Consider the following 7,282-nt stretch of genomic DNA (forward strand, 5'->3'; position numbering starts at 1 on the left):
TTTACTCCGCGGATTTCCTTGTCATAAACTTTTTCCAGGCCAGACTTACCGACCAAGTCGCCGTTATGATAGCCTTCGGACTTTTTCTTTTCCAGCTCTGTATCGCTGATTTCGCCGACATAACCGAATAGGTGTGCCGCCAATTCTTGATTTATATAGTTTCTAACTGCCTGTACTTCTACGACGACACCCGGAAGCTCACTTTGCCGTTCGGTGATTTTTGCTAAGATATCCTGACTCACATCATCTTTAATCCGGATTGGCGCCAACGGGTTGTCCTGACTTTTTATTTTCTTTTTTATATTCTCTGCCGTCATATTCACAAGCGGCGCCAGCCGATTAATAACCTCGTCCGATATCGGACCTGATATCGGTACAAGCGAAACGGAAAAACCCGGCCGGCTGGTAACAAGGGGAACGCCATTGCGGTCATAGAAGGTTCCACGGGGAGCGGTAATAGACAAAAGGCGAATTCTATTATTATCTGACTGTGCACGGAAATCTTCTCCGTGCAAAATTTGGAGCCATACCAAACGGCTTATAATGGCTGTAACGATCATAAAAAGAATGACAGCCATTACCTTAAGACGACTATTTTCTTGCGTTCCCCACAAACGAAGCGTCCCCTTTCCTGCTTGTAGCTATATGTATTTTTCTGAATAGTCTACATACGTCTTTATAATAAAAAAAGCCGACCCTAGACAGGCGGTAAATAGCACCATGTAACTTTCGGTTTGATCACTATTTTAGTCTATCAAATCGCTCTTCTGTTCTCAATGAACATATTTTTACAATTATCCTGAAATACCGGCATTGATAAGGCTTCAACCGCATTTACCAACATTTACATTGGAACCTTATTGGCAAAAAAAGCAGGCCGGATAGCCTGCTTAAAGATATGGGTATAAAAGCTAGAGAATATGACTAATTTTTTTATTCTCATCACAATAAATTATTTTTTCTCTGTCTTGCAGCATAGTTAGTAATTTAACCGGTCCGGCCCAGAGGTCAACCGCATACTTGAGTGTCTCATTGGCGTACGTCATTTCCAACTCACGACCGTCATAAAGATGCTCAAGTATTAACGTACCCTTATCGATGTCCTTGGGACAGATAGCGGGAATATTGCCGAGCCCGACTGAATTGGCCAATTCATCCCGGATTTCTTTCCAGCCTTCCTCATCCGCTACCGCAGAGATAACAATATTGTCGTCTTCCGGTTTGTAATTAAATAAATGAAGCTCGCTGCATAGTTCCTGATTGAGATACCGGCGAATAAACGATTGATCACGTTCGCTGGCACGAACCGCCAGGATAAAATCCCGGCCATGCTGCTTGTCCAGATACTCAAACATTTTGAAGCCTACGAAATAAGGATTTATCCGTCCCAGGTGAGGGCGAATCACATTGTTGTGGCACTGGAGAAATTCGAGGTGGAGGGCCTGCGGCATTTTTAGGTCATTAAGAACGTTATAGTGCCAGTAACTGGCCCACCCCTCATTCATAATTTTGGTCTCTATCTGGGGAATAAAATACATGGTTTCCTCCCGCACGATATTGACCAGGTGCCGTTCCCAGTCAGCAAGCTTACCACGTTCAGCCAAAAATCCGAGTAAATCATTCTTAAAGCGTTCGGGCATGCCGATTAATTCTTCCTTAGCCTGCTCCCCGCGGGTAGCAGGCGCGCTATTGACGCCATTGCGGGGGATCTGGTACCTTAACGCGTGTGCTGCGTCAATAATGCGTTCCACCTTTTCCGGACCGATACTAGGGTCCTGGATAAAGCTGCGGACGCGATCAGCATGACATTTGAACATTTCCAGCGTTAAGTCGGCACGGGTGTCACGCGTAAATAAGCGGTTGTTTTTAAAGAAATCGTTATGACCATAAACATGAGCCATGGTGAGTATTTGCAGCAAAAGGGTGTTATCCTTCATTAAATAAGCCAAACATGGATCGGAATTGATGACCATTTCGTACGGAAGCCCGGCTAGGTTGTACTGATAATACATTTTCTGACGTTCGTAGGACTTGCCGAAACTCCAATGCGGATAATGGGAAGGCATCCCTACATAAGCTTCATAGCAAAGCATATCTTCATAATTACAAATTTCAAAATGCTGTTCATAGCAATCCAGACCTGCCGCCTGCACCAATTCCTCGATAAGCGTATTCCATTGATCCAGCTCAGCCATTGTATACTCGGTCACTCTTCCTCACCCCCATACCCGTCTTTTTCGAGGATACTCTTAAAGGCCGGCCAAACGTCTTCTTTGGAGTTAATACGGGCCATTACGAAGTTGGGGGCATGAATCTGTTCCTCATAGTCCTTACGGATCGTACTCCAGCCGGAGTTCAGGCAAATTTCACCATAGCCGAAAAGATTGCAAACATGGCAGAGCTGCTCAGCCAATTCGACGGCCTTCTGATTATCCGAACCCCAGTTGTCGCCATCAGAGCAATGGAACGCATAGACATTCCAGAGCGAAGGGCTATAGCGCTGCTCAATAATTTCGAGTGCTTTTTCATACCCGCTGGAAATAAGGGTACCACCGGATTCCCCTTTATGGAAAAACTCGTCTTCATTAACTTCTTGCGCTTCCGTAGTGTGAGCAACAAACACGACTTCGACGTTCTCGTACTTGTATTTTACGAACTGGTACAACAGAAAGTAGAAAGATCTAGCCAGATATTTGCGGGTCTGGTCCATGGAGCCCGAAGTATCCATGATGCAAATGACAACGGCGTTAGAACGATAATCTGTATCAGTTTTAACCCGGAAATAACGCAGGTCGTCTTCCCGGAAGGGAAACCGCTCCGGAACGGTACTTTCTGCCGCGTCGCGCAGCGCACTCTTGTGCCGTTTGATCTTCTCAGCAACAGAGCGTTTCTTGGCGAGCCGGGGCGGAATACCCTTCTTTTGATAACCGGACTTTTTATAGTTTCGTTCGGTTTCAAGCAGGGAGTATTTCTTTTGCTCCATGTCAGGAAGCTGCAGATCCTCGAACAGATAGTGAACCAGTTCCTCAAGAGAAATTTCCGTTTCATAAATATCTTCCCCCGGCTCATTACCGGCTCGCCCGTTCCCAGCGCCTTGCCCCTGCTGGGGATTGTTCTTGCCGACAACCTGTCCGCGCTGTTCACCGCCGTTACCGGACCCTGTACCCGTGTTATTATTGCCGTAAACGAATTGATATTCCTTAATCCCTTTAACGGGAACTTTAACTTTTTTGTCTTTACTTTGACCGATAATGCTTTCATCAGCGATAATACCGCCGATATTTTTTTTAATGGCGTCTTCGACAAGCTGACGGTGTCTTTGCCGGTCCCAGCGGGACCGGTCGGATGGAGTGTTTGATTTGTCCTTAAAGAGTGCCATAGTAACCCTCCCCGCCTAATCCCTCCATAGATTATTGGCCGCGTATTTCAAGATAACATTACAGCAATGAGCGCAGTAACCGTTTTTCTTCATTTCCTCCACCATAGCGTTAAATTTGGAATCTTGCTCTTTATCCCGTACCCGGGCCTTGGTTACAACCCGGGAAATTTCTTTTACCGAGGCAGTAAGCTTCTTTTCGATTGCTTCCCGGAGCGGTTCATAACTATGATAGTTGATTGTACCGCCGCTGCGCATAACAGAGAACATGTAGGAAGTTACATCCTGGCGGAAGCCATTGGCTGCGGTTCCGGCAATGCCGATTTGTTCTTCGATAGACTGAAGAAACTTTACATCGGGCGAGAGTTCTTCGCCTGTGTTACGGTCTTTTAGCTTAGTGGAGTTTACGAAGGCTTCCGCATGGTCAAGGTAATTGTTGAACAGGCTTTCGGCTTGTTCCTGATACCCATGGATAAATGCTTTAGTGACTTCTTTTTCCAGTATTTTATTGTACTCCTTCTTAACCGTGTCTTGCAGAAAGCCAAGATAGCGTTTGCGATCGTCATCCGCTATCGCCATCTCTTTGACAGCTTTGATCAACGTATCGATAACCGCGATCGGATTAATGCAGTTATGTTCGGACTCCGATAAGGCGGTGTCCAGTGCTTTGGTAATAAAGCGGGTAGAAATACCGGTCATACCTTCCCGGCTTACTTCTTCCTTAATCTCCAGGATGTCCACTTTCTTGGCCGAACCTTTTTCGACGATTTCCTCGCCGTTATACAGCTTCAGCTTCGTCAGGGGGTCAACCTTATTGGACGGAGCAAGGCGGGAGAGGATAGCAAACATGGAGGCCATTTCAATCGTATGGGGAGCAATATGGGCGTTAAAGGAACTGTTGCCAAGAATTTTGCGATAAATTTTTACTTCCTCATCGAGTTCCAAACAGTAAGGAACTTCAACTTTTACAATACGGTCTAAGATAGCTTCATTGGTATGGTCGGATTTAAACTTGTTCCATTCGGATTCATTGGAGTGGGCCAGGATAATACCATCAAAATAGATCATTGATCCCTTACCGGGGGAAGGAATTGATTTTTCCTGGGTCGCGGTAATCATCGTGTGGAGATACTCAACGTCATTCTTAAATACCTCAATAAACTCCACAATACCCCGGTTGCCTACGTTGAAAGCACCGTTAAGCGACAATACGCGGGGATCATCCTCCGGATACAGGTCCATTTTACTAATATCGATAGAACCGGAAAGGACTGAGGTATCTTGATTGTTAGGGTCAACCGGCGGCACCACGCCAACACCCTTGCGGGAGCGGATCGAGTATTCCGACACGGTTACCGGATAACGTTCAAATTCACCCCCGTATTCGTTCTTTAACCGATGCCGGCAAACAGGACAGAGGTCCCCTTCAATTTTTACGCCCAGTATCTTCTCAAAATCTTTCCGGAGATGTTTAGGTATTAAATGCAGCGGTTCTTCGCGCATGGGGCAGTCTTTAATCGCATATATCGGCGGAGCCATTTCCAGCGCCCGTTTGAGTGCTTCCATGAGAGAAGATTTGCCGGCGCCAACAGGACCGACAAGATAGAGAACCTGCCTGGATTCTTCTCCTTTCATTGCGGCCGAGTGGAAATAACGCATCAATTTCATAATGCTTTGGTCAATACCAAAGAAGTCGTCTTTAAAGAAAACGTATTTTTTTATGGTTTCATTACCATAAATTCGTTTCAGGCGAGGGATCTCTTCCGTTTGCATTACCTCTACACCAGGCGAACTAAGCAGTCCATACATCCGTTGGTGAGAAAGCATGGCAACTTGGGGGTTGTCTTTTACAATCTCAAGGTAATCAAGCAAGGTACCGGAGAATCGTTCGTGTTTTCTTTCCTCCCTGTCTTTTTGAATAAGATCCTTAAAATTGATTGCCATCGCTCAGCCTCCTCTTACATTAGTTCTTGGATCCTGCGAGAGTCTGTTACATTTTCAAGATTTTTTCTTCTAAACAATCTTCATTTTTGTTATCATATATCCTTGTATAATAGATATTTGTATTTACATAATAAGATAGCAAATCTTTATGTCTTTGTCCAATATATAAATATGGTAACTAAGTAAACAAAAGGCTGCCGCTCATCCAATTAAATGAATTCAAAAACTAAGTTTGCAAGCTTGTATTCAATACGGTAGATCTTTTTGAATAGTTTTACAAGACAGAAAAAGCACTTTACTAGAAAGTGCTTTTTCTGTCTACGCCAACCATTATTATACAGTAGTTGATGGCAAAATAATTACTCGGCAGAATCGCCGCCTTTACACAATTTTTCCGTCTCTACCCCTGCTATCCCAATGCCAGTATGATAAGGGCTGTTGATATTTATTGTCGGTTCGGCGACTGCAATTCCCCTTTTGATCAGTAGTTCACGCAGCACCCAGGGTTTATCAGTAATAATTCCGTCTACTCCCATATCAATCAGCATATTCATTTTATCCGGGTTATTAACTGTCCAGGGGACTACCTTCATCCCTAACTCATGAGCTTCACTGACCATTTCATTGGATAGCTCTTCCCAATAGGGCGATACCACATCCGCCCCAATGGCTTTAGCCGCTTTGATATAATCTCCTTTGTAGACATCGATATCAAGACCGGCCATCCAGGGAGAAGCACCAGGTTCACCTACCTGGCGGCATACGCTGTCACGCCCCCAGGTCGGCTGTTCGCACGTTAAGGCTACCCGCGTAATATTAGGATCCAATTTTTTCATTTCCTGTAAAGTTCTCCAGTCAAAGGACTGTAACATTACCCGCTCTTCCATATGGTATTTTTTTACGATTTCATAGAATTTGGCGACAAACGCAGCCGGGTCAGGAGAGTTCTTAGCCTCCGGAAATGCGGGGTCTGGATAGGACTTTGTCTCAATATTAAACAACACTTTATCGTTTCCATAGTCGTTCACCAGTTCAAACACTTCTTCTAACGTAGGCATTTTCGTCCCGGGAACAGACAATTGAGTCTTTCCATGTCCCGCGTAATAGTCGCCGGCTTCAGGATTCATTGTTCCCACATCAAATTGTTTTACTTGCGCCAGCGTCATTGTACGGATATCATACATGCCATTTTTTACATACGTTCCATTAGCGTCCTTGGCCAAATTATGATTCATATAAGGATTATGGCTAATGACAATGTGGCCGTCCTTAGTCATCTGCATATCCATTTCCAGCGTCGTTACGCCTAGCTCCAGCGCATAAGCGAAAGAAACCAGTGTATTTTCCGGACGAGCATCCCGCCCGCCGCGATGGGACTCCAAATCAAAAATTTGGGGTATTGCCTTGGCTTGAACATTATCGATACGTATCATGCTGCTTCCCGACGCCAATGTTATAGCGGCCAAGCCTACCATCATCGAATGTTTCCAAATATTTCTGAAGTTCTTCATATAAACCCCCCTAAACAATTTGTATTGACCGTCTCATATCCCCAATTTTCTTAATTTGTCCAAATTCATCAATACGGCATTGTTGTAGAACTAATCTCCCTCCCTGTTAATTCTTGTACTCTCTCGGAAACCCGAGATATTATATGGATCAAGGCATTTAGCCTTGGTCTTTTTGCAGTTTTCCTCCAAAATAGACGTGTCGAAAATTTGGGACTTGACTTTTTTGAAACGCCCCCATAATCGCGATGAAGACATCTTTTTGTCTACCTTCGCTGATGGTGGTGATTTTTTTGTTGAAAACGACCCGTTCTCATCGACAATTTCAGGACTTTCTAAAAGAGCAGTTGCAAATCCACTACTTAAAACGCGGTTTTTTAGAGCCGGTTTTGCTCCAGCAAAAAGCCCTAGCCAGTGTCTGGTGCAGCGATTTATCCAAAATCACGGAATTTGT

5 protein-coding genes and 1 pseudogene are annotated in these 7,282 nt (G+C 44.7%); 1 reads left to right on the top strand and 5 read right to left on the bottom strand.

Annotated features, from left to right (window positions below; translation table 11 throughout):
- The 5 genes and pseudogenes from BLR65_RS28200 to BLR65_RS28220 all read right to left on the bottom strand — a co-directional run.
- Positions 1–614 (bottom strand): annotated as a pseudogene (locus BLR65_RS28200) (penicillin-binding protein 2); the annotation flags it as partial.
- Between the two features lie 297 nt (positions 615–911).
- A complete protein-coding gene (locus BLR65_RS28205; RefSeq protein WP_093798085.1) occupies positions 912–2,210 on the bottom strand; it encodes a SpoVR family protein in 1,299 nt (432 codons plus the stop codon).
- On the bottom strand, positions 2,207–3,379 hold the full coding sequence (gene yhbH, locus BLR65_RS28210) for a sporulation protein YhbH (RefSeq protein ID WP_093798087.1): 1,173 nt from the start codon (positions 3,377–3,379) through the stop codon (positions 2,207–2,209). Before yhbH ends, BLR65_RS28205 begins: the two co-directional genes overlap by 4 nt.
- A 15-nt stretch (positions 3,380–3,394) precedes the next feature.
- Positions 3,395–5,320 (bottom strand): PrkA family serine protein kinase, encoded by a 1,926-nt coding sequence (locus BLR65_RS28215; protein ID WP_093798089.1) that lies wholly within the window; start codon positions 5,318–5,320, stop codon positions 3,395–3,397.
- A 359-nt stretch (positions 5,321–5,679) separates the two neighbouring features.
- Positions 5,680–6,831: a glycerophosphodiester phosphodiesterase gene (locus tag BLR65_RS28220; RefSeq protein ID WP_245693103.1), complete on the bottom strand. Its 1,152-nt coding sequence runs from the start codon at positions 6,829–6,831 to the stop codon at positions 5,680–5,682.
- Positions 6,832–7,045: 214 nt separating this feature from the next.
- On the opposite strand from BLR65_RS28220, the gene BLR65_RS29320 reads away from it, so the two are divergent.
- Positions 7,046–7,282, top strand: a 237-nt coding sequence (locus tag BLR65_RS29320) for a hypothetical protein (protein WP_218130680.1), incomplete at its 3' end; no start/stop codon positions are given.

Origin of the sequence: Sporomusa acidovorans, assembly GCF_900101845.1 — a bacterium.
Classification (GTDB): domain Bacteria; phylum Bacillota; class Negativicutes; order Sporomusales; family Sporomusaceae; genus Sporomusa; species Sporomusa acidovorans.

What these genes read in the sequence shown, in the direction of transcription:
- BLR65_RS28220 (WP_245693103.1), bottom strand. Translation starts at nt 6,831, where the DNA reads ATGAAGAACTTCAGAAATATTTGGAAACATTCGATGATGGTAGGCTTG.
- BLR65_RS28215 (WP_093798089.1), bottom strand. Translation starts at nt 5,320, where the DNA reads ATGGCAATCAATTTTAAGGATCTTATTCAAAAAGACAGGGAGGAAAGA.
- yhbH (WP_093798087.1), bottom strand. Translation starts at nt 3,379, where the DNA reads ATGGCACTCTTTAAGGACAAATCAAACACTCCATCCGACCGGTCCCGC.